This window comes from Chloroflexota bacterium (assembly GCA_026389585.1).
In the GTDB taxonomy this organism is placed as follows: domain Bacteria; phylum Chloroflexota; class Dehalococcoidia; order UBA2247; family RBG-13-53-26; genus JAPLHP01.
Genome location: JAPLHP010000096.1, coordinates 1 through 20,989 on the forward strand (window position 1 = coordinate 1; position 20,989 = coordinate 20,989).

Here is a 20,989-nt window from a genome sequence, read left to right on the forward strand (position 1 = left end):
CCAGGAAATAGCCCATCGCCGCATTGGTGCCATCCACATCGTAGGGATAGCCATAGTAGGTGGTGAACTTCTCCGTCTCCTCCTTGATGCGGAAGTGGACCTTCTCGGCGATACTGTCCACATAGTCATCATCATTGCCAAACTTGGGGGCCCCCAGCAGCATCTGGCGCAGTTCCTCCTTGCCCTCGAAGTTCTTCTTCAGGGCATCGAGGAGCTCGGCCATGGCAATCTTCTTCTCTTCAAAGACCAGCTTCTTGATGGCCGCCAGCGAGTCGGCAACGTTGTTCACCCCGGTGGGCATGACGTAGTTGCGGTGGAAGTAGTACCACTTGCGGCATTCCTTCCCCCTAGGGATGCATTCATCCACCAGCGCTGAGATGAGGGGCCGGGGCAGGTATTCCTCATAGAGGGCATCGGCAATATTGCTGATGTAGACCTGTGTCCCCATGAAAAAGTTGAACTGCTGGAAGGTGGCCTCGATGATGTCGTCTATAGAGGTGAAGGTGAGCGGGTCGGGGGTGGGATAGCCTGCCTTCTGCCCGCTGATCCAGTCCACACCCTGGTTTAAGGCCAGCATCATGCAGTTGGTGAAGGAGAACATCCCCATACCCTGGCGGTAGACCATGCTCTTCCCGGGGATGGTCCAGGACATACAGTTGCTGATGGCATAGTCCCGGGCATCCTCCAGGGGGATGCCCTTCTCCAGGAGGTAGGGGATCATCATCTTGTCATTGAAGAAGGCCGGCTGGGCCACTCCGGACCTGATGGTATCGATGGCCTTCAAAACCAGGGCCCGGGGTATCTTGTCATGGTATCGGAAACAGAGGGGCGGCTGCACCGAGTGCAGTTCACTGATGGCCTCCAGGATGAGATAGGAGATCTCATTGGAGGCGTCCTTGCCTTCGCTGTCCACTCCACCCAAGGTGACATTCTGCCAGGCTAATCCGCCTCCGGCAGAGCCGAAGAGCTTCGGGGGATGGATGAAGCCCATCTCCTCGAACTTGATCCACACCGACTCGATGAGGTTAAGGGCCTCCTCCCTGGTGGTCCTTCCCTCATCCAGGTCTTTCTTGTAGTAGGGGTACATGATCTTATCCAGCCTCACCCCGCAGCCTACGGAGGGCAGCTCGATAAAACCGGTGATCAAATGGATGAAGAAGTAACATTGCATGGCCTCGTGCAGGGTACGCACCGGGTTCTCGGGCACCCAGTCGCAGATCCCGGCCAGCTTCTCCAGACGCTTCTTCTCCTCCGGTCGGGCCTCTGTCTTGGCCTTCTCCCGGGCCAGTTTGGCATACCTCCTGGCATAGGAGATGGTGGCCTCCAGGGAGATGATGGCCGCCTCCAGAAACCGCTTCTGCTCCAGGTATTCCCGGGCGTCCATATCGGGGTCTTGCGCAATTTCCTTTAACCTGTCCTGGGCCTCCTTGATGATGCCCTTGAGCCCTACCTTGAAGATCTTCTCATAGTTGGGCAGCACCATGTCCCAGGTATAGCTGAAGACGCTCACCGGGGTATAGCCGGTATAGGGCCTCAGCCTCTCGGGCACCAGGGTGCGCTCCATGCCGTGTACCGAGAGCTTCTGCCAGTACTTGTTGATCTCTTTCAGCTCCTTCTTCCCCACATCGTCCAGAAGGTGCTGGTACTCATTATCCAGGGCCTTCTCCAGCCACCTCCAGTAGAGCTCCGGATAGAGCGGCAGGGAGCGGACGTCGCTGGCCATATTGCCCACGAGCCTCTCCTTGTCCTGGATGTAGATGGTCATGTTCTCCAGTATCTTCTTTAGGGCCTTGGCTCGCCGGGTGATCATGGGCTCTCCCTCGGTCTCCTTATACGACTGGGTGATCAGCCGGGCCCGATCCAGGCAGACCTTGACCTCCGCCCGGTACCCCGCGTCCATGTCTATCCTCTCCTGCCCCCGGTAGAGTCCCTTCACCGCCTTGATAACTACATTCTTCTTTAATTCTTTGATCGCAGCGTCCATTTGGTTCAACCTCCTATCTCCGAATTAGCCTTAACAACATGCGGTTTCTGTAGTCAGCAAGAGGGTTTTGTCGTAGAATAAATCAGTTCCGCAAGTTGGGAAGGAGGCGAATGCATGTCAGCGCTTGTTTATGAGAAGAAAGGAAGAATTGCGTATATTACCCTGAATCGCCCGGAGGTGCGCAATGCCATGAATGCTGAGGTCTGGGACGGGCTGATAAAGGCTTGGACCGATGTCGGAAACGATCCAGAGGTGTGGGTGGCGATTGTCACTGGTGCCGGAGACAAAGCTTTCTGTTCCGGTCAGGACTTGAAAGAGGTAGTTGAGTGGATGGAGATACCGGCTGATAAGCGTTCTGCTCAACCGTTACCAGAAATCAACCCGATGCGTGGAATGCGGGTATGGAAGCCCTTCATAGCTGCGATCAATGGCATTTGCACCGGTGGCGGGTTGGAGTTGGCTATGGCCTGTGATATCAGGATTGCTGCTGATACCGCCAGGCTGGGCCTGGCTGAGGTGAAGCAGAGTGTTATACCTGCCAATAGCGGCACTCAGAAACTGATTCGTTTGGTGCCCTTTGGGAAGGCTTTGGAGATGCTGATCACGGGGGATTTTATCGATGCCCAGGAAGCATATCGCGTAGGGCTGGTGAATAAGGTGGTTCCATTTGCCCAGCTTATGACGGAGGCAGAGGCGCTGGCCAACCGGATCTGTGAGAATGGGCCTGTGGCCGTGAGGGCGGTAAAGGAATTGGCCTACCGCGGCATCGAGGTGCCCCTGGCTGAAGGACTGCGCCTCGAAATAGAGATGAGCAAGAAGCTGTCCCTAACAGAGGATTCGCAAGAAGGGGCGCGTGCCTTTGGCGAGAAAAGGAAGCCAGCCTGGAAGGGAAGATAGGATCCTTTGTTCTTTGGGTAATTGTGGGCGGACAAGGCAGCGAGCGTAGGATTATAGGGGAAGACAGGCTTTCATTGCTTGGGATTTATCTCCATCTCTACCTGAATCGCATCTTTTAGCAGGCGGAGATCGAAATAGCCTGATATCCTTGGCTTACCGTTGATCAGCAACAGGGGCAGTTTCGAGAGTCGCGCCATTTCAGCAATCTCGGGGTGTGAATTGCTGATAGAGGAATTGCCCAGGTCAAGGTATTCCAACCGGATTCCTTTGCCATAGAGCTTCCTTAAAAGCTCAGTGGTGGATGCTATTTCTCCTGGTGATGAGAGGTCCAGCCCACAGCAGCCCGCACACTTCTTGCTCCGTGTATCGTCAATGATGGTGACCTGGATCAAGGGCTGGTGTTTCAAATCTCTCCCCGATTTCATTGACTCGCAAACAGCTATACTTCCCCCACCTGCTTAACGAAGCTTTTGAGCATCGGTTGATATTGAGGATAAAACGAAACCCAATAGTGGCAGCAATGATGCTGCCACTGGTCTATTTAGCGGCAATTATTCTACCCGGACACCCCTTGACTCTACAGGGTCCAGCTTCCAGATCTTCTCCTGGCTGGCATCGATGTAGTAATCGATATTCTTACCACAATCTACGCACTTAGCGCTTATTCTCCCTGCAAAGCCAGTTGCAGCCGTACCCAGGAGCAACCCACCCTGGGTGGCATAGCAATCAGGGCAGGTGCCGACGATATGCACGCTTCCTGTTCCACATGAAAGCCAGCGCATTATCATAGTGTTGAACCTCCTTATCATGGTTTCACCCCATTCCTATTTCTACAGTCTATGATAATCCGAGATGTAAGCTATTACAAGACCCCTTGCACTAGTTTTCACATTTCGAAAGAGTGTTTTCTCTCTGCATCTATTGCCTTCGGGTTGGCAAAGAGCGGTTCCCCCGAGGCCTTTTAGTTTTTCGGGGTGCAGAGTATAATACCCTCGATGAAAGTAGTTTTTATTAAAGATGTAACTAGGGTGGGCAGGGCCGGAGAAGTTAAGGAAGTAGCTGATGGCTACGCCAAGAATTTCCTTCTTCCGAAGAAACTCGCCTTGCCGGCTACCCCCTCAAGCATCAAGATGGCTGAGGCGCTGCTCCGAAAGGAAGAGCAAGGACAGCAACTCCACGCCGAGGAGCTTGTCGAGGTAGCCCGGCAACTGGAAGGCCTTTCTCTTGACTTCAAGATGAAAGTGATGGAGGAGGGCCGTCTTTACGGCTCCATCAGAGACAATCAAATTGCTGAAGAGCTGAAGCGGTTGACGGGGATTGATATTGAGCGGACAAGGATAGAGTTGCTGGAGCCCATCCGTCAGCTAGGGATCTATGAGCTGACCATCAGGTTGGGCAGAGACCTGGCCCCCAAGGTGAAGGTTGTAGTAACCGGGGAGGAATAGTGGCAGAAAATGAAAAGCTGCCACCGCACAATATCGAAGCCGAAGAGGCAGTAATCGGCTCTCTGCTTGTTGACCCCGACGCGATTCTCAACACCGCGATCTTCCTGAAGCCCGAAGCCTTCTACCGAGAGAAGAATCGGTGGCTTTATGAGGCTTGCCTAGCGCTTTATGAGCGAAATGAAGCGATAAACCAGATCACGGTAGCTCAGGAATTATCCAGGCAAGGCAAGCTGGAGGAAACTGGGGGTGTGGCCTACTTGAGCCACCTTGTCTCTGTGCTTCCCACATCAGTCCATGTGGAGCATTATGCCCGGATTGTGCAACGCCTGGCATTAATGCGGAAACTTATTGTGGCAGCAGGACAAATTGCCGCCATAGGCTATGAAGCAGACCCCGATGTTGACCTTGCTCTGAACCAGGCTGAGGACATTCTATTCAGGGTGCGCCGTGGTGAAAGCCCCCGTGATTTCGTGCACATCCGCCGAGTCCTGGAACAATACTGGGAAGAAAGTGGTGCTGCAGCCGTAACCTCTGAGGAGAAAGGGCGACTCCCTCATGTGAACACTGGCTTCCCGGCTCTGGACGTACTCCTGGGAGGCATGCAGCGCTCTGACATGATTGTTTTGGCCGCCAGACCGAGTCTGGGAAAATCGAGTCTGGCGCTGAGTATTGCGAGGAATGCGGCCCTGGAGCAGGGAGCTCAGGTAGCCATCTTTAGTCTGGAGATGTCCAAGGAGCAGTTGGTACAGCGCCTTCTCTCCAGTGAGGCTGAGGTGGATTCCAAGCGCGTCAGGCTGAGGCAGTACACCCAGGCACAGGAAAAGAGGGTGATGGATGTTACCGGAAGACTGTCCGGGGCATCGATATATGTGGACGACTCGCCGGTTCTGAGGGTGACGGAGATGCGCAGCAAAGCGCGCCGTTTGTTTCATGAGCGGGGGATTGACCTTATCATTGTAGATTATCTGCAGTTGATCCGAGGGGATGGCAGACCAGAAAACAAAGTTCAGGAAATCAGTGATATCTCGCGGGCTCTCAAAGCATTGGCACGTGAGTTGGATGCTCCCTTGATAGCGGTATCCCAGTTGAGCAGAGCAGTCGAATCGCGTCCCACCCACGTCCCTATGCTCTCGGACTTAAGGGAAAGCGGCAGCATTGAGCAAGATGCTGATGTAGTGATGTTCATCTATCGGGACGATGTCTATTTCAAGAAAGAGGATTGGGAGAGACTCAACCCTGGCAAGGCCTACCCTGAGGGAATTGCCAACATTATAATATCCAAACATCGCAACGGGCCCACGGGGCAGGGGGTACTGAGGTTCCGTCAGGACATTACCAAGTTTGAGAATTGTCTGGTAAGTCCAGGGGAGGAGATTGAACAGAGAGCCCTTCCGCGGTTTTCCAACTAGGTCAAGGCTCACTCCCGTCCCTGACCTTTTTTTCAGCAGACTGCTTGCGGAAATAGACAGTCTGCCGGAACTCAAGGTAGTTCTTCATGTCTTCTGGCGGCTATACCGGAAACAAGGTGCTCTGAAGTTTATTACCTGTGAGGAACTGACGAGCGACAAGACTCTGGTGGAGGGCCTGGATGGGACTGAGGTGTTACGCGGTGCCCTGGATTCGGCTGTAAGCCATGGGATACTCTTGCACGTGGTTCTGGGGGGGGAGGGGGGAGCCCGGGACGCTTACTCTATTAACAGCGAAGCAAACAGGGCGGCTGTTGCTAAAATACAAAGCGGTGAGCTTTCGGCGCACGTGATGCCGCAGCCGCAATCACATACCAGAGAAGAGCCTGCCAACGTCTTTGCGCTATATGAACAAAATATAGGTTTGCTCACTCCTATGATTGCTGAAGAGCTAAAGGAGGCGGAGAAACTCTATCCTGCTCTCTGGATTGAAGAGGCTTTTAGAGAGGCTGTCAGTCTGAACAAGCGCAATTGGAGATATATCGCCCGCATTTTGGAGCGTTGGTCTTTGGAGGGTAAGGGAAGTGGAGAGTCTGGGAGAGATTCTAGGAAAGAGAGGGGTCCCAGCCGCTACCTCAGGGGAAGGTACGGACACCTGGTCAGACATTGAGTCACCAGAAGAGGGTCCTCCCTGTCCGCACTGCAAAGGAGCAGGATTTTTGCATCCCAGGCTGCCATCCGGTCGGCCGGATTACAGCCAGCTGATACCGTGTCAATGCTCTCAGAAGAAGCTGGAGGACAACCGCCTCGCCCGACTGCAGTCCTACAGCAACCTGGGCTCCTTGACCCGGCTCACTTTCGATGACCTGATAGTGCAAGGCAAGAGCGATGATCCCTCCAATCAGGAGAGATTTATTTGCGCTTATCGGGCAGCCACCTCCTTTGCATCGAACCCGCAGGGATGGCTCGTGTTTATGGGACCAAGCGGCTGCGGCAAGACCCATCTGGCTGCTGCTATTGCCAATTATCGCCTGAAGGAGGGACAACCGGCCTTCTTCATTGGCGTTACCGATCTTCTGGACCATTTGCGCTCCACTTTCAGCCCCGGCAGTGATGTTTCCTACGATGAATTCTTTGAAGAGATTCAGAATGCTCCTCTCCTTATCCTGGACGACCTGGGTACCCAGAGCAGCACACCCTGGGCAGAAGAGAAGCTGTTTCAGCTCATCAATCACCGTTATACAGCCAGGCTGTCTACGGTAATAAATGTAGCTGTGGATGTCTCTCTGGAGGATCTGGAAGAAAAATGGCGCAGCCGCCTGACTGACCCCGGTCTTTCGCAGGTATATCTGCTGGGAGTAAAGGGCTCTTCCAGCCTCGACTATTCAGGTATTCTAAGCCTGGAATTGCTGAAGAGCATGACTTTTGACAACTTCGACTGCAAAAGGGTCAATCTTCCTCTGGAACAGCGCCAGAACCTGGAGCAAGCTTTCCGGCTGGCACACCATTTCGCCGAGTCGCCGGAGGGCTGGTTGATATTTCAGGGAGAAAATGGCTGTGGGAAGACCCATCTGGCTGCAGCTATTGCCAACTACCGTCTGAAAAAGGGCCAGCCGGTATTCTTTGTCATTGTTCCGGACTTTCTGGATCACCTGCGGTCCACCTTTGCTCCTGAAAGCAAGGTGACATACGATGAGTTTTTTGAAAAGGTGAAGAGCGCCCCGCTTCTCATCCTGGATGACTACGGGGAGCACAGCAGCACACCCTGGGCGCAGGAGAAGCTCTACCAGCTCATCAACCACCGCTATAATGCCCGTCTGCCCATGGTGATCACTATGTGCTATGGGTTAGATGAACTGGATAAGAATGAGAGGCGAGTCGGCTCCCGCCTGGCAGATCCGCGCCTCAGCGTGGTGTACTATATAAGTGCTCCGGACTACAGAGCCGACCATTCACCCATTGAGAGAACCAAAGCCAGCCCTCGCCGTGGCCAAAAGAGCTAGTCATCTTCTTGCTGCTGACTGCGCTTTGAATCAGACCTGTTATATCAGTGAGGAGAGGTGCTTTATCCTCTTCAGCATGTTGGGATGGGTACTGAACAGTTCCATCATCTTGTCTCCAGTGCCGAGGCGGACAGTCTTGGATCTCAGGGCCAATAGCTCATTAGGGTCAATTGTCCCACTCATGTCGAGGTCAACCTGAGACAGATCTCTTATCTCGTTCCATGCTTGAGAAGGATCGTTGACAAAGAAGGCCTTTACCCCCTCTATCTTTTTCAGATCCCCTTTCTTAGCGCGGGCGCTGGCATAAACCAGCTTGTAGAGAGCTGTGGCAAGATGATGCGGCTGGTTGCCTAACTCGACACTACCCTTGTCGGCATAGTATTCGCGGATGCGGGAGCCGTAGAGCACGAGCAGATTGGTGATGAAGTAGAGGAGCAAGGCACCCAGGCCGATTAAGATGGCATAGCCACCGCCTTCCCTCCTGCCACCAAAGCTGCCCCTGAACATCAAGCTCCAGGCCAGCCAGTACATGATGAGAGGGATAGCGGAGAGCAGCGTGATAACCACCATATCCCTGTGTTTGATATGGGACATTTCATGCCCTATGACAGCCCTGAGCTCATCCTTATTCAGCAGGTTCAAGATGGCCGGGGTGACACAAGCCCTCCCATCACGGTATGTTCTGCCGAAAGCAAAGGCATTAGGTGGCGCAGCAGACAGTTGGGATATGCCTACCTTGGGTTTGGGTAGATTGGCTCTTTTAGCCTCCTCAGCTGCGATCTGGTGTAACTCTGGTGCTTCATCCTCGGAAACCCACTTTACCCGCATGGTCCAACTTACAATAGTGGGGCCGATCAAATACTGGATGCCGAGGAAGACGAAGGCCAGGCCAAGGTAGAAGATGGTATTGCCATGTCCAAGCAGGGTCCCAACTGCCGTGATCACCCCGTAAAGAATGCCGAAGAGTAATGCTACCAGCAAAAACATTCTGGTTTGAATCCCCATCTGTTTCCTCCCGGTTGTGCCTTATTCTGTCGCTTTGCAATGATAGCTGCTGTGTGCAGGCATCGGCATTATGTTACCACACATACAGCGTGATGAATTGAGACTTTAGTCTCATAGGTCTCGCTTTGAAGTGGCAGGGTATTGGCTATAGACTATAGAATAGAATCACTGTTTTATTGGGCAGATATGACTAAAGTTGCTTTGGAGGCTCTGGGCTGCAAGTTAAATCAGGCGGAGACCGAAGCCTTGGCCCATCAGTTGCTCAGCAAGGGATATCAACTGACGGAATCGGTGGGAGAGGCTGATGTCTATGTGCTTAACACATGTACCGTGACCCACATTGCCGACCGTAAGGCACGTCATTTGCTGAGGTCAGCACGCCGCAGCAATCCACGAGCGCTGATAATCGCTGTCGGCTGCTATGCTCAGAGGGTACCTGAGGAACTAAGGCGATTGGGGGCGGCTGACCTGATTCTGAGCAATGAGGGAAGCGGTCACCTGGCGGAGATCATTGGGAGTATTGGGGGCACACGGCAGGAAGAGCCAACGAATGGCTATAATGGCTGCTGGAACCGTACCCGTTCCCTGGTCAAGATTCAAGAGGGCTGCAATGATTATTGTTCTTTTTGTGTAGTACCCTACACGCGCGGCAGGGAGCGCAGCTTGCCTGTCGAGGAGATCCTGCAGGAGGTGAAGGCAAGGGCAGCGGCAGGTTATAAGGAGGTAGTCCTCACGGGGACCAAAATCGGGGGATATAGATGGGATGGGCGAAGCTCTCAGGGGCTAGCAGACTTGATTAACCATATTCTGAATGAGACAGGGATAGAGCGCCTGCGCCTTTCCTCTCTTCAACCTCAGGACTTAACTCCTGAGCTGGTGAGGTTATGGGCCGACAACCGTCTCTGTCCTCATTTACATATTCCCCTGCAAAGCGGCAGTGAGGCCATACTGCGGCGAATGAATCGACAATACTCTGTCGCTGATTATGAAAGGGCGGTATGCTTGGTTCGCGAAGCAATCTCCGACCTGGCTGTTACCACCGACATACTGGTGGGCTTTCCAGGTGAAGGTGAGAGGGAATTCGAGGAGAGCTATTGTTTCTGTGAAAGGATGGGCTTAGCCAATATCCATGTTTTTCCTTATTCGGCGCGCCCAAGCACAGCCGCATCAGCAATGCCGGATCATGTTGAGGGAAAGGTGAAGAAGGAGCGCAGTCAGAGGATGCTGACACTAGCCCGGCAAAGCACCGAACGTTTCAGGCATCAGTTCTTGGGTAGGACGATGACAGTGCTGTGGGAAAATAGATCGGATCGAACAATATGGGATGGGCTTACTGCTAATTACCTTCGTGTGTTCGCCAGTAGCAGCCAGGATCTGTCTAATCGGTTGCTGGCAGTAACTCTGGTGGCTGATAGTGGTCATGGTTTTCTGGGCGAGATTACCGATGGAGGTTGGGATGGGTGATATCTTAGAGGAAGCCTCTTCTGTGATAGAGTGCAAGGAGTGTCCCTGGTATAAAGCATGTGTCATGCCCATGAGGATTGGGGTTGATGATTTAGTGCGGGAGATGCGTCAGTTATCACCGGGGACGGGCTCTGGCCAAATGGGGGAGCAGGAATTCCGTAATCTGCTCCTGAACATGGTCTCGATGGCACAAAGCATGCTACTGGAAGGTTGCCCTGTCTTTGTGAAGAGGCTAAAGTCCAGTCCTAAGCTGGCGGAACAACTCAAAAAGCTTATGCAAACGTGGGGACAGGAAGAGTAAGTACAGAGTACCTCAGTCGGCGGCTAGTCTGCACGTTTGTTTATCAACATAAAGGGTCAGCTTTCGAGGCAGAATCACCCGCTTCCCCTTGCGCAGTGTAAATCCGATCCGCATTTTCTCGATGTGCTTCCATTCGATGTCCTCCAGGCTGCCAAGCAGCCTTCTAGTGACTTCCCGGAGTAAATGACGCTGAAGGGCGGGGTGAAGGGAGATAAATTTTCCCCGATCCAAGAGCAGTATTCCTGCCTCTTCACTCACCACCTCATCCCATATTCGGGAGACGGATTCTTCGAAGAAAGACAACTCGTTGTTCATGGTGTCTGCAGTGCGAAGCAGGGCCTCATCGATCTTGGGGTTGTAGCTTCGCAGCAGCAACATCAGTTCGTGGCGGATGCGGTTCCGAAGGTGGGAAGAGGAGAGATTGGAGGAATCTTCCCTTGGAGCAAGGGCGTGCTGCTGACAGTATGACTCAGTCTGCTTTCTACTTACCTTAAGCAGTGGCCGGATCACTGTTAGATGCCTGAATCCGGGAGATTTCCACTGGGTTAAAGGCTGCATGCCCTGCAGTCCATTAGTTCCGGCGCCGCGCACCAGGTGCATCAGGATCGTTTCCACTTGATCATCTGAGGTATGTCCTACCGCTACTCTATCTGTTCCCAGCTTATCGGCTACTTCTGCAAGAAACCTGTACCGCACTTCTCGGGCGGCCTCTTCCAACGAGAGACGATGTTGCTCCCGGTAGCCCTTTACGTCTCTTGACTCTACGGTAGCAGCGACTCCCAGATGATCTGCAAGGTGAGACACATATTCGGCATCAGCCTCTGACTCCGCACCACGGAGCATGTGATTAAGATGGGCAACATGAAGCACAATCTCCAGCCTGTCTCTCAGCCCCATCAGGAGGTGCAACAAGCACACTGAATCAGTACCTCCGGAAACCCCTACTATCAGGGTAGTGTGTTTAGGGATGAGGCTGTGCTGATGGATGTAACCGGCAACAGTTTCAGGAAGTTGCTCCTTTTGAGTATTAGGGGAACTCTCCGATTTGGGAGTTAACATAAGCCACAGTATAGGGAGGGTGCTCGGATAGTGTCAAAATAGGCAATACGCAGCAGCGGGGCTATAATCTTGGGTGTGGCAGGCAGGCTAGAGGTTATCGAGGAACTGAAGGTTGACTTTGAGGTTCCTTACGTTACGAGCAAAGGTGAACCGATTGAAAGCCTAATTGTTGAAATCAGCGAGCGAAGACAGGGAGTAGATATCGGCTATGTACTGCTGGAACCCACGGCGGAGAACCTGGACAACCTGTTCCCATCGGAGGGCGTTGATCAATTAGGGCGAATGACCAGGCAAATCATGAGAGGGCTGGAAATGAAACCCAGAAGGATCGTTCTGCAACTCTGGGAGTATAGTCCGACTAAGAGGTCATACTCAGCAGAGGGGAGAGCGCCGGTCAACAAACAAAGGGATACGGTGGTGCTGATCCTGACTAAGAACCCCTTTGTGTATAAATATGGATATGAGGTAGTGCTTTGGCATCAGGCAATGCACGCCAAGGATAGATGGGAGAGCCGATTTCCTGCAGCACATCCGCTGGTGTACATTGGTGGGTGGCTGGATGCTCTGTGGCATTTCTCCATTGATGGGAGGCTGCAGAATTTGGGCAAGCCACACTACTCAAGGGATGAGCGGCTGGAAGAAGCCATTGGTGTATTGCGAGGGCTTGGTCAATTTGATGCTATTGAGGACAGGGTCGGGCGACTTTGTGATGAACTCTGGGGGAAAGAGGTCACAATGGCAGAGTTGATGGAGATCGGGAAGAGCCTGGGCCTGGAGCCAGCCGACTGAGCGCGAAGCACGCAGGGAATGTCGGTATCTGGGGTGCCACAACATTCTGCCAGGGGGCTATGGGAGTAGTCCTGATTAATCAGTTGACCGCTAGCCAGGTGCAGTTTAGAATGGGAGCGGCAAGGAGGGCACTCGTTGTTTAAGTTTTCTCTTACTCCCAAAGACAAGAAGTTTGCTGCCCTTTTTGAGCAGAGTGCTCACAATGCAGTCAAGATAGCCCAGCAGTTAAAAGATATGGTTTATACCTGGGAAAATGTTGAGGAGAGATTAGGGATAATAACCGACCTGGAGCACCAGGGGGATGCCATTACTCACCAGATCATGGCGCAATTACACCGCAGCTTCATCACGCCATTCGATCGGGAGGACATTGCTCTACTGGCTCATTCCTTAGACGATGTAACCGACTTTATCCACTCGTCGGCTGATATTATGATACTCTACAAAGCAGGACATCCCACCAAGAGGGCCAGGGAATTGGCTGATATTATCGTGGAAGCAGCGATTGAGACGGAAAAAGCGGTATCCGAAATACATGAGCGTATTGAGCGGGATCAGCTGCTCAGGCGATGTACGGAGATCAATCGTCTAGAGAATGTAGGGGACAGCGTGTATCGCTCGGCCTTAGCTGAGCTTTTTGCTGATTCAACAGACGTTGCTTATCTTATCAAGTGGCGCGAGATCTACGAGCATATGGAAACTGCCATCGATAGATGTGAGGATACAGCAAATGTACTGGAAGGCGTGGCTATGAAGTACGCCTGAGCCCCCGGGACAGGCCTGTCTTACCACTCAACCTGACGGGACTAACGGCGCAAGAGTATATACCTGGCCATCGAGTTGCAGCCCATCCTGGTGGCCGAGTTTATCAACGGTTTGACTGACGCCCCTCACATCCCGCGTCCCTTCCCCTTTAGGCAAGTCAGGAAACCAACCTGATAAGGGAATAGATAGCAGCACCAATGATACCTGCTATCGGGATAGTAAGAAGCCATGCCCAAACAATACGAAGAGTCACGCCCCAGCGCACGGAACGGAGCCGATTTGCAGCACCCACGCCCGATATACCTCCGGTGATAACGTGGGTGGTGCTCACCGGAATACCCAGGCCTGTGCTTAAGAAAATACTAGAAGCGGCGGCTGTCTCAGCACAGAAACCGTCGATCGGCCTTAATTTGGTAATCTTCTGTCCCATGGTTTTGACAATCCGCCAACCGCCGCTCAAGGTGCCCAAAGCGATGGCGGAGTGAGCGCTTAGAACGACCCAGAGAGGGACTTCAAATACGTGGATTAGACCTCCGGCAAAAAGAAGAGTGGTTATGATACCCATGGTTTTTTGTGCGTCATTGCCGCCGTGGCCCAGGCTAAAAAGAGCTGCGGAGAAAAGCTGAAAAACCCGCGACCACTTGTTAACAGCAGCCGGCTGTTGCTTATACACGATCCATGTAGCGATAACCTTCAATGAGAAACCCAGAAACAGACCAATAGCAGGCGCCAGGACAATGAAAATTAATGTCTTGTACCAACCAACTGCAATAATAACTCCAAAGCCACCCTTTGCTATGGCTGCACCGGCAAATCCGCCGATGAGAGCGTGAGAAGAACTACTGGGCAGTCCCAAATACCAGGTGATGATGTTCCAAGAAATCGCGCCGCAGAGCCCTGCAAAGATTACAGTCGTCGTTACTGCCTCAATATGGATCATTCCCTCGCCGATTGTATTAGCCACTGTCGTACGAAATATGAGAAAAGCCACGAAATTGAAAAACGCGGCCCAGATGACGGCTTGTCTCGGCGACAAAACCCTGGTAGAGACAACCGTGGAAATAGAGTTCGCGGCATCATGCATTCCGTTGGTGAAATCAAAAACCAGGGCTATGAGGATGACAAAAACTACGAATAATAAGCTTAAGTCCATCGTATGGCGTGCGGCCCTAGACATAGACACTGGATAAAGGCTGTCATTGGGCTCTCAGTAACTACGTATGCCTCAGTGCCAGTCTGCACCTGATCCCTCTTTTTCGGATCTTTGGGAACAAGCGGGGACTTGAACAATGATGACCCTCCTTCAGCCAGGTACTTTGGCTTGCTGCCGTTCACATTCTAGACTGCATCGAGTTGGTGGTCAAACTGAGCAATCAGGCTTGTTCCAGCAGTCAACTATGCTACCCGCTCATTGGCTGGGCAGGCCTTGGAGCGTATAATACAACATCAAGAGATGTGACTATGATACTCAGGTGCAGGCAGGCCTAGTTAACTGGACGAGGAGGAGATGACTATGGAAACAGAAGCGAGTTTTCAGAAAGGTTTGCAGGGAATACAGGATGACGTTCTGGTTATGGGGGGTATGGTGGAGAAGGCGATAGGCCGTGCCGTTGAAGCATTGAAGAAGCGGGATTTGGCTCTGGCACACCGGGTAATTGCTGATGATGCCAAGATTAATCAGCAGCGGTTTAGTGTGGAAGACAAATGCATGGGGCTTATTGCTGCGCACCGTCCTACGATAAGTGAACTCCGCGTCGTGGTGGCCATCCTCAACATTGTAATGGATCTGGAGCGGACAGGCGACTACGGTGACGGAATTGCCAAGATTGCCATTCTGATTGGCGATGAGCCGCCCTTAAAACCGCTTATCGACATCCCGCGGATGGCAGAGATCGCCATCGACATGACACATGGAAGTCTCCAGTGTTTTATTGCCCGTGATGTGGAGCAGGCGATGCGGGTCATTAGCCAGGATAATGTGGTTGACGGTCTCTATGACCAGGTCTTCCGCGAGCTCATTACCTTCATGATGGTTGATCCGAAGACGATTGACCGTGCCACCCGCCTTATATGGGCGGCGCATAACCTTGAACGTGCTGCCGACCGGGCCACCAATATCTGCGAACGTGTGGTATTTATGGTAACGGGGAAGATGGAGGAGATAGGGGCTTCGAAGTACTAGCCTGATGACTTGGGTCAGGGGCTACCTATCTCAATTTTAACAGATCCTGTTCAGACAATCCGTCCAGCTCGCCGGCATCGATTTCCTTGAGATCAGCATCAACGGAGACTTTTTAAGGCCGTGGGGGTTCGGGCAATTGCCCGCGCGGTATCTATGGCACGCATCAGAGGGCTGGAGTAGACGGCAACCAGCTTCTGGTTTCGCAGCCGGGACGCCAGTTTCTCTGCCTGCTCTCTCCCTCTCTGGCTCAGCCCAGTATTACTGCGGCACCCCTGGATTCCCCGTTCCTTATTCCAGGAAGCCTCGCCGTGGCGTATCAATATGAGCCTCATATCAGTTCTCCGCCAGTATGAGCCTGTTGCGGTGAATGGAGAGCGGATGCTCGGTCATGCCCAGGGCTGCGGCAACCTGTTCCGGCCTGCCTGTACCTTGCGGATCGCAGCGCAGGCTCATGCCCAGGATAAAGGAAGGGCGATTATGGCTCACCAGCCATACGTGCTCAATTAGAGCTCGCAGGTCGTAGAATCGCGGCCCCGTGTCTCTCATGTGATGCCAGGGCAACTCTTTTGCTTGCAGCAAGGAGGCAATGGCCGCCTGCATTTCCTCTGTGCTTTTGTCCACTCTGACCACAACGTGATATTCGGCGTGACGGAGCTGAGATTGCACCGAAGGAGCTGTCAGGGGAACCTGGATCACCTCAAGTACCTCGAGGCCTCTCGGCAGTTGCTGTTTTACGGTTTGAATCAAGAAGTGAGGGGAAACCGGTTCTTGTAAGATCACATCCATTAGCTCATACTGGCTGGTGGTGCCAATGGGAAGTGGAGCAGCCAGGGAGATCCGTGCGTGAGGACTAAATCCCTCTGAGTAAGTCAGGGGCACCCGTGCCCTGCGTAGCACCCTTTCCCATAGCCGCATCAAGTCAAGATGAGAGATGTACTTTATCTCTTCACCGCGAGAGAACCTGACGCGTAGGCGCTGCACGGCTTCATCATACCCTTCGTTGCGCAGCCTGGTCAAGCTGAGGCAATTCGGCATCTTGACGTAAAGATATAGCGCAGATATACTCAAATCATGATGGAGATTTCCCAGCTTTTGGAAAAGGCGAAGACCTATTTGTCTGAGGACAGGATAGCCTTTGTGACAGAGGCTTACCAGTTTGCCCTCCAGTCACATGAGGGTCAAGTACGACGGTCTGGAGAGCCATATCTGCAGCATCCGTTGGAGACTGCCGCTATTCTGACTGATCTCGGGTTCGATGCCAGTTCTATAGCTGCCGCTCTCCTGCACGACGTTTCGGAGGACTGTGCAGTGCCTCTCTCTGAGATTGAGACAAAATTTGGGCCTGAGGTGGCCAAGCTGGTAGATGGTGTCACGAAGCTGAGCTACATCTCCGGGCAGCTGCTGGAAAAGCCGACTAAGGAAGACTTGCAGGCTGAAAGCATGAGAAAGATGCTGGTGGCCATGGCAGAGGACCTGAGGGTGGTGTTCATCAAGTTGGCTGACCGGTTACATAATATGCGAACCCTGGAGGCCTTGCCTCTCGCAAGGAGGCGTGCGGTTGCCCGGGAGACATTGGAGGTCTATGCCCCTCTGGCACATCGTTTGGGCATCGGGAAGCTGCAATCGGAATTGGAAGACCTGGCCTTCTACCATTTGGAACCTCTGAAATACCGTCGTATCAAACACCTGTTAGTCAGGCGCGAGGTGGAGCAAGAACAGTTGATTGCTAAAGCAGTTGGTGTTTTGGAAAAGGAACTGGAGAAGGCAGGACTGAAGGCCAAGGTTTCCGGAAGATCAAAAAACGTCTACAGCTTCTATCGAAAACTGGAGAGGTACACTGTTCTGGGAAGGGATCTAGACGATATCCATGATATCCTGGCCATCCGGGTGATTGTCGTTGGTAAGGTAGGGGAGTGCTATCATGCTTTGGGCCTTATCCATAACCTCTGGCATCCCATCGGTGACGAGTTCAATGATTACATCGCTACCCCGAAGGAGAACGGCTACCAATCGCTTCATACCACCGTGATGTGTTTCGGCGCTCCACTGGAGGTGCAGGTTCGGACTTATGAGATGCACGAGAATGCCGAGTATGGTATTGCCTCTCACTGGTCGTATAAAGAGGGGCTTAAACAGGATCAATTTGAACTGAGGATTGCCAGGTTGCGCCGGCTTCTGGAGTGGCACAAAGAAATTAGCGGCACAACCGAGTTCCTGGAATCAGTCAAATCGGATGTTTTCCAGGATCAGGTGTTTGTGTATACGCCAAAAGGCGATATAAGGGATTTGCCTGCCGGCTCCACACCACTCGACTTCGCATATCATATTCATACCGATCTGGGGCATCGCTGTGTAGGCGCAAAGGTCAATGGCAAGCTGGTGCCCCTGACTTCCTATCTCCGCAATGGTGATACGGTAGAGATCATCAGCGGTAAGGAAGACAAGGGCCCTAGCAGGGACTGGCTTAACCTCAACTTGGGGTATGTCAATACATCTCGTGCTCAAGACAGGATTCGGCAGTGGTTCAAGAAACAGGCCAGGCCGGAGAATATTGAAAAGGGCAGAGAGATTCTGGAAAAGGAATTGCGGCGGCTTGGGATAAGCCTCGGCAACCGTGAGGAGATCGCGCGTTCGTTCAAATACGAATCCGTGGAGGATTTCTATGCCGCTATCGGTTATGGTGAGGTGAGCGCCAGCCAGATTACCTTCAAGATGGCAGTGCAGGAGGAACAACCTAAGTTAACCGAGACTATCTCACCAGCCGTCACCGTACCTCTGGGTATGAAGGTGCTGGGGGCAGGTGAGATGCTCACCCGTTTGGCAGGTTGCTGTAAGCCGTTGCCGGGTGATGAGATCATAGGTTATATTACGCGCAGTGCCGGGGTGACTATCCACCGCAAAGATTGCTCCAATATAGTTCACGAGAAAGAGAAAGAGAGGCTGGTCTCTGTTGAATGGGGGCATGTTGATCAACTGTATCCTGTGGTTATCCGTATCGATGCCTGGGATAGGGTGGGTTTACTGCGGGACATAAGCGTTCTGGTCTCTGGGGAGGGAGTGAATATGGCGTCAGTGAAAACTGCTGAACACGAGGATCACTCTACATCGATCTTCCTTACCCTCGAGACGAAAGGGCTAAGTCAGTTATCCAGGCTGCTCTCGAAGATTGAGGGGATTGGTGGGGTGAGGAATGTGGTGCGGGGCTCGGAAGGTAGCTAGTCTGTGCGAGACGAATGGAAGTCGAAGTAATGAGTCTTTGATTTGATAAGGAGGTTAATTGGCAAAACTGGAAAATGAAGCTCGAAGGCGGATGCGTAACAAGTCTGTCCGCAGCGTTGTTAAGACCTGTGTAGCCCGTGCAGAGGAGAGTATCGGTAAAAAGGAAACAGAGGCGGCTCAGGGCGAAGTAGTCAAGGCGATCAGTGTCCTAGACAATGCGGCGAAAAAGGGGGTCATCCACCCGAACCAGGCTGCTCGGCGCAAGTCGCGCCTGGTGAAGAAACTCAATCAAGTGGCGAAGAGCTAGGAGTGATCAGCCTGCTCTTGAGATTCCCTTGGTCTTTATGGCTTGACTAAGACTGGGTGGAGGAGTATTATTTCTCCTACGGGATCAGTGATCGAGCGTTTAGCGAGATCTGGTTTGACCTTGAAGATTACTTACCTTATTGGTGGATTGAGTTGAAGCTGAATTAGCGTATTGCTTTTAGGTATCTCTCCATTGACAAGCCAAGTAATTTCCCATAAAATGTAAGTTTGTCAGTTTAACCGCGTACATTAACAAGCGAATAGAACAAACAGACAATAATAGAATAATGGTATTGCTCTTGGTGAATAGGTCAAGCTACTAAGGGCATGTGGTGGATGCCTTGGCGTGAAGAGCTGAAGAAGGGCGTGGCAAGACTACGAAAAGCCTCGGTGAGCTGTCTAGCAAGCTTAGCCGGGGATTCCCTAATGGGACAACCCGCTCAGGTAAAACCGGAGCACGATTAGCTGAACACATAGGCTAATATGAGGGAACCAGGGGAACTGAAACATCTTAGTACCCTGAGGAAAAGAAATCAACCGAGATTCTCCTAGTAGTGGCGAACGAACGGGGAAGAGCCTAAACCCTAAAGGAAGTGTGGCTTTGGAGCTTATGCCTTTAGGGTGTTGTAAGGCGTAGCAGTCTGATCCAAATCAGGCACAGAGTTACAAACCTTCCTCCTAGCCGAAGGTTCCTGGAAAGGACCATCAAAGAAGGTGATAGTCCTGTAGGCGAAAGGAGTGAGGGCTCTGGCTATGACCTTAAGTACCGCGGGACACGTGGAATCCTGCGGGAAGCAGGGGGGACCACCCTCCAAGGCTAAATACTCTTTACGACCGATAGTGAACCAGTACCGTGAGGGAAAGGTGAAAAGAACCCCGGGAGGGTAGTGAAATAGAACCTGAAACCATATGCCTACAAGCGGTCAGAGTTTGCCGCAAGGCGAATGATGGCGTGCCTATTGAAGAATGAACCGGCGAGTTGATCTACGTTGCTAGGTTAAGCAATTTAAATTGCGGAGCCGAAGCGAAAGCGAGTCTGAATAGGGCGTAGTGGACTTAGGTCCACAGGTGGCGTGGATCAGACCCGAATCCGGGTGAGCTACCCATGGTCAAGGTGAAGCGGGAGTGAAATCTCGTGGAGGCCTGAACTCGTCAGTGTGGCAAAACTGTGAGATGAACTGTGGGTAGAGGTGAAATGCCAAACGAACTCGGAGATAGCTGGTCCTCCCCGAAATGTATTGAGGTACAGCCTCAGGATTTGAACTATGGAGGTAGGGCTCTGGATGGGCTAGGGAGAGAATATCTTACCAAACTCAACTAAACCACTAATGCCATAGTTAATGACCCTGGGAGTGAGACTGTGGGGGCTAAGCTTCATAGTCGAGAGGGGAACAACCCAGACCATCAGCTAAGGTCCCTAAGGAGGGCTAAGTGTTCAAGGAAGTGGAGTTGCTCAGACAGCCAGGATGTTGACTTAGAAGCAGCCATCATCTAAGGAGTGCGTAACAGCTCACTGGTCGAGTGATTCTGCGCCGACAATTTACGGGGCTCAAGCCCACCACCGAAGCTATGGATTCTGAAGGTTTTCCTTTGGGATGGTAGGGGAGCGTTCCCTTGGCAGAGAAGCTCTGACGTGAGTCAGGGTGGAGCGAAGGGAAGTGAGAATGCCGGTATGAGTAGCGCAAAGGTGTGTGAGAAACACACCCACCGAAAGCCTGAGGTTTCCTACGCAACGTTAATCGACGTAGGGTTAGTCGGGCCTAAGCCGAGGCCGAAAGGCGTAGGCGATGGACAGTCTGGTTAATATTCCAGCACCGCCAGCCTCGTTAAGCCTTGGGGGACACAGGAAGGTAAGTTGAGCGTGCCCAATGGACATGGTGCGTTCTCAACCTCGGGAGAGATTGGGGGAAGTTGAGGGGAGACCCGAAGCGACTCAGCTGATCCTCGGCTGTCTAGAAAATCCCAATGGTTTGAGGCAGGCGTCCGTACTGCAAACCGACACTGGTAGGCAAGGGCAAATACCCTAAGGTGGACGAGAGAACCCTCGTTAAGGAACTCGGCAAGTTAACCCCGTAACTTCGGAATAAGGGGGCCCCATTGTATGTGGGGCGCAGAGAAGAGGCTCAGGCGACTGTTTAACTAAAACACAGGTCTCTGCCAAAGC

The 20,989-nt window shown here is 52.5% G+C and carries 20 protein-coding genes and 1 rRNA gene; 13 read left to right on the forward strand and 8 right to left on the reverse strand.

Annotated elements, in window-relative coordinates; genetic code table 11:
- Nucleotides 1-1,984: pyruvate formate lyase family protein (locus NTZ04_08915; protein MCX5992424.1), on the reverse strand; the 1,984-nt coding region annotated here is incomplete at its 3' end.
- Between the two features lie 114 nt (nt 1,985-2,098).
- Here NTZ04_08915 and NTZ04_08920 point away from each other — a divergent pair.
- Nucleotides 2,099-2,881, forward strand: a complete 783-nt coding sequence (locus NTZ04_08920) for an enoyl-CoA hydratase-related protein (protein ID MCX5992425.1) — start codon at nt 2,099-2,101, stop codon at nt 2,879-2,881.
- Nucleotides 2,882-2,952: 71 nt separating this feature from the next.
- Here the strand turns inward: NTZ04_08920 and NTZ04_08925 are convergent, their stop codons facing one another.
- Together NTZ04_08925 and NTZ04_08930 are read right to left on the reverse strand one after the other, a co-directional pair.
- Nucleotides 2,953-3,288: a hypothetical protein gene (locus NTZ04_08925; protein ID MCX5992426.1), complete on the reverse strand. Its 336-nt coding sequence runs from the start codon at nt 3,286-3,288 to the stop codon at nt 2,953-2,955.
- A gap of 144 nt (nt 3,289-3,432) precedes the next feature.
- Entirely contained in the window at nt 3,433-3,669 is a 237-nt protein-coding gene (locus NTZ04_08930) for a hypothetical protein (protein MCX5992427.1), read from the reverse strand.
- Between the two features lie 207 nt (nt 3,670-3,876).
- Here NTZ04_08930 and rplI point away from each other — a divergent pair, with 207 nt between their 5' ends.
- The 4 genes from rplI to NTZ04_08950 are packed head-to-tail and all read left to right on the forward strand — an operon-like array spanning nt 3,877 to nt 7,735.
- Nucleotides 3,877-4,326: a 50S ribosomal protein L9 gene (gene rplI, locus NTZ04_08935; GenBank protein ID MCX5992428.1), complete on the forward strand. Its 450-nt coding sequence runs from the start codon at nt 3,877-3,879 to the stop codon at nt 4,324-4,326.
- Nucleotides 4,326-5,735 carry a replicative DNA helicase gene (dnaB, locus tag NTZ04_08940; protein MCX5992429.1) on the forward strand — a complete coding sequence of 470 codons (1,410 nt, stop codon included), beginning with the start codon at nt 4,326-4,328 and terminating at the stop codon, nt 5,733-5,735. The genes rplI and dnaB overlap by 1 nt, the downstream gene beginning before the upstream one ends.
- Nucleotides 5,701-6,402, forward strand: coding sequence for a DnaD domain protein (locus tag NTZ04_08945; GenBank protein MCX5992430.1), 702 nt, complete (start codon nt 5,701-5,703; stop codon nt 6,400-6,402). The genes dnaB and NTZ04_08945 overlap by 35 nt, the downstream gene beginning before the upstream one ends.
- A 49-nt stretch (nt 6,403-6,451) precedes the next feature.
- Nucleotides 6,452-7,735 carry an ATP-binding protein gene (locus NTZ04_08950; protein MCX5992431.1) on the forward strand — a complete coding sequence of 428 codons (1,284 nt, stop codon included), beginning with the start codon at nt 6,452-6,454 and terminating at the stop codon, nt 7,733-7,735.
- 39 nt (nt 7,736-7,774) lie between these two features.
- Here NTZ04_08950 and NTZ04_08955 read toward each other — a convergent pair whose 3' ends face one another.
- The gene (locus NTZ04_08955; GenBank protein MCX5992432.1) at nt 7,775-8,740 is read right to left on the reverse strand and encodes a zinc metalloprotease HtpX; all 966 of its coding nucleotides are present in this window, start codon (nt 8,738-8,740) and stop codon (nt 7,775-7,777) included.
- A gap of 186 nt (nt 8,741-8,926) precedes the next feature.
- Between NTZ04_08955 and mtaB the strand changes: the two genes are divergently transcribed.
- A complete protein-coding gene (gene mtaB, locus NTZ04_08960) occupies nt 8,927-10,204 on the forward strand; it encodes a tRNA (N(6)-L-threonylcarbamoyladenosine(37)-C(2))-methylthiotransferase MtaB (GenBank protein ID MCX5992433.1) in 1,278 nt (425 codons plus the stop codon).
- Complete coding sequence (locus NTZ04_08965) at nt 10,197-10,505, forward strand: hypothetical protein (GenBank protein ID MCX5992434.1); 309 nt, start codon at nt 10,197-10,199, stop codon at nt 10,503-10,505. The genes mtaB and NTZ04_08965 overlap by 8 nt, the downstream gene beginning before the upstream one ends.
- 12 nt (nt 10,506-10,517) lie before the next feature.
- Here NTZ04_08965 and tilS read toward each other — a convergent pair whose 3' ends face one another.
- A complete protein-coding gene (tilS, locus tag NTZ04_08970) occupies nt 10,518-11,564 on the reverse strand; it encodes a tRNA lysidine(34) synthetase TilS (protein ID MCX5992435.1) in 1,047 nt (348 codons plus the stop codon).
- Between the two features lie 75 nt (nt 11,565-11,639).
- On the opposite strand from tilS, the gene NTZ04_08975 reads away from it, so the two are divergent.
- Entirely contained in the window at nt 11,640-12,353 is a 714-nt protein-coding gene (locus NTZ04_08975) for a hypothetical protein (GenBank protein MCX5992436.1), read from the forward strand.
- 135 nt (nt 12,354-12,488) lie between these two features.
- Nucleotides 12,489-13,118 (forward strand): DUF47 domain-containing protein, encoded by a 630-nt coding sequence (locus NTZ04_08980; GenBank protein ID MCX5992437.1) that lies wholly within the window; start codon nt 12,489-12,491, stop codon nt 13,116-13,118.
- Nucleotides 13,119-13,275: 157 nt separating this feature from the next.
- On the opposite strand, the gene NTZ04_08985 is transcribed toward NTZ04_08980, so the two are convergent.
- Nucleotides 13,276-14,271 carry an inorganic phosphate transporter gene (locus NTZ04_08985; protein ID MCX5992438.1) on the reverse strand — a complete coding sequence of 332 codons (996 nt, stop codon included), beginning with the start codon at nt 14,269-14,271 and terminating at the stop codon, nt 13,276-13,278.
- 360 nt (nt 14,272-14,631) lie between these two features.
- Here NTZ04_08985 and phoU point away from each other — a divergent pair, with 360 nt between their 5' ends.
- Complete coding sequence (phoU, locus tag NTZ04_08990) at nt 14,632-15,300, forward strand: phosphate signaling complex protein PhoU (GenBank protein ID MCX5992439.1); 669 nt, start codon at nt 14,632-14,634, stop codon at nt 15,298-15,300.
- Nucleotides 15,301-15,398: 98 nt separating this feature from the next.
- Here the strand turns inward: phoU and NTZ04_08995 are convergent, their stop codons facing one another.
- Together NTZ04_08995 and NTZ04_09000 are read right to left on the reverse strand one after the other, a co-directional pair.
- Nucleotides 15,399-15,632 (reverse strand): histidine phosphatase family protein, encoded by a 234-nt coding sequence (locus NTZ04_08995; protein MCX5992440.1) that lies wholly within the window; start codon nt 15,630-15,632, stop codon nt 15,399-15,401.
- Between the two features lies 1 nt (nt 15,633).
- Nucleotides 15,634-16,368: a TIGR03936 family radical SAM-associated protein gene (locus tag NTZ04_09000; GenBank protein MCX5992441.1), complete on the reverse strand. Its 735-nt coding sequence runs from the start codon at nt 16,366-16,368 to the stop codon at nt 15,634-15,636.
- Between the two features lie 3 nt (nt 16,369-16,371).
- Between NTZ04_09000 and NTZ04_09005 the strand changes: the two genes are divergently transcribed.
- The 3 genes from NTZ04_09005 to NTZ04_09015 all read left to right on the forward strand — a co-directional run.
- Nucleotides 16,372-18,519, forward strand: coding sequence for a bifunctional (p)ppGpp synthetase/guanosine-3',5'-bis(diphosphate) 3'-pyrophosphohydrolase (locus NTZ04_09005; protein ID MCX5992442.1), 2,148 nt, complete (start codon nt 16,372-16,374; stop codon nt 18,517-18,519).
- Between the two features lie 58 nt (nt 18,520-18,577).
- Entirely contained in the window at nt 18,578-18,826 is a 249-nt protein-coding gene (gene rpsT / locus NTZ04_09010; GenBank protein ID MCX5992443.1) for a 30S ribosomal protein S20, read from the forward strand.
- Nucleotides 18,827-19,134: 308 nt separating this feature from the next.
- Nucleotides 19,135-20,989 (forward strand): 23S ribosomal RNA (locus tag NTZ04_09015); the annotation flags it as partial.